Annotated in this window: 1 protein-coding gene and 1 pseudogene; one reads left to right on the top strand and one right to left on the bottom strand. The window is 32.0% G+C overall.

Annotated elements, in window-relative coordinates:
* Positions 1–582, bottom strand: a pseudogene (locus FWJ34_RS19300) (RNA-guided endonuclease InsQ/TnpB family protein); the annotation flags it as partial.
* Between the two features lie 125 nt (positions 583–707).
* On the opposite strand from FWJ34_RS19300, the gene FWJ34_RS19295 reads away from it, so the two are divergent.
* A complete protein-coding gene (locus tag FWJ34_RS19295) occupies positions 708–1,415 on the top strand; it encodes a PEP-CTERM sorting domain-containing protein (RefSeq protein WP_308256948.1) in 708 nt (235 codons plus the stop codon).
* Positions 1,416–1,769: the final 354 nt, after the last annotated feature.

Genomic DNA, 1,769 nt, shown 5'->3' with positions numbered 1-1,769 from the left:
AATTTCTAATCCTTTTTTACCTATATTTATACTTGGTTGTCAGCATCTGAAATGAATCCACAATTAGTACAAACAAATTTTTCTTTATGTCTATTTGCAGAATCAACATGACCACAATTTGAGCAAGTTTGAGATGTGAATTTAGGATTAACGTTTAAAACAATACAACCAAACTTTTCAGCTACCGACTGTATTTTAAGTTTTAGTTCACCCCAAGAACAATCACGAATCAATCTATTTAATGCTCTTTTTGCTGATTGATTATTTTTTAAATATTTTCCGTTTTCATCTTGTTTAGGTTTGCATTTTTTGCTCATTCCTTGAATGTTTAAATCTTCAAGGATAATAACGTCTGCTAACCTCACTAAATAATGAGAAATATTCCATTGATAGTTAGTTCTTTGATTAACTATTTTTTGGTCAATCTTAGCTAACTTTTGATAGACTTTTTTCTGATTTTTAGAACCTCTTTTTTTGCGACTAGCTCTACGCGCATTTTTTGGTTTTAGTTCTTTCTAATTGTTTTTCAAACTGTGGATTTTTAATCTGTTTCCCATTGCTTAAAGCTAATAAATTAAAAATATTATCGTTAATAATGAGTAATAGACTTTAGTGGAAATAAAATCTTATTTTGTATTATTTTTGTTTTTTTTAAAATTTTAATACTATAATAGTTTGTATCATTGATGTTAATTTAGGGGATATTTATGGTTAAAAATTCTTTAACTTTATTTGCAACAAATATAGTAGGGTTAGCTACAGTAATTTTAGCAGTTAATCCTGTTCATGCTATTACGATTTATAATCCAACACCCACTGCCAGTGTTAATACAGGAACAATCGCTACTAACTTTGGAGCTCTAGCAAATATATCCAATGGTAACGGTTTATCGGGGAGTGGCGATATTCTTGATCAAACCCATAGTGCTGGTGGAAGTACAAGTAACTTTTGGTCGGGACTTTTGAGTAACGGGGCGGCACTTTCAGATGTCAACATCGATTTTGACTTTGGCACTCAAGTTGAATTAAATACATTAGCTCTTTGGAACTATAACGCTTTTAATGCAAGCGCTGTTCAGAGAGGTATTAAAGATTTCCAATTAATACTTTCAAACAATTCAGACTTTAGCTCCCCTCTTTTTACTTCTGGTACTTTGACTTTACCAATAGGTTTGGGTACAGCATCTATAAGTGCAACACCATTTTCCTTCGCTACAACTTCTGCTCGTTATGCTCGTATTGATGTAGCTACTAATTATGGAAATGCCAGTGCTATCGGGCTTTCTGAAGTTCGTTTTGCTAATGTTACCGCTGTTCCTGAACCTCTCACTATATTAGGAACATTCACTGCTCTCGGCTTTGGCACGGCTTTTAAGGCTAAGCGTCGTAATGACTCTAGAAAAGAAACTCGATAAATAAGCAAAATTAATTGTCTGTTTAGGTTAAATGAGTAATAGGTAATAAGAATTGTGAGTGATTTTAATTAATTTTAAATTATACTTAGATCTTGCATCTCTATCATCAATTCTCGATGAGCATAGGGAAAAGGGAAAAGGGAAGAGGGAAAAGTAATCAGAATTGATTTTAAAACTCCTAAAATTGATTTTTCCCGTTTTGTTTCATTGGTATTATTGTACTGGTGCAAGATCTGAGTTATACCAAAATTAAACTTTGCTTTTAATAATCTAAAGTTACATTTAATTCTGGTAAAATATTTTCCCCTGATAAATTAACAGGCATATTTACCTTTTCTACTGCCTGATTAGGGC

Source organism: Geminocystis sp. GBBB08 (assembly GCF_016743215.1).
Taxonomy (GTDB): domain Bacteria; phylum Cyanobacteriota; class Cyanobacteriia; order Cyanobacteriales; family Cyanobacteriaceae; genus Geminocystis.
This window is presented reverse-complemented; position numbering and strand designations above follow the sequence as displayed.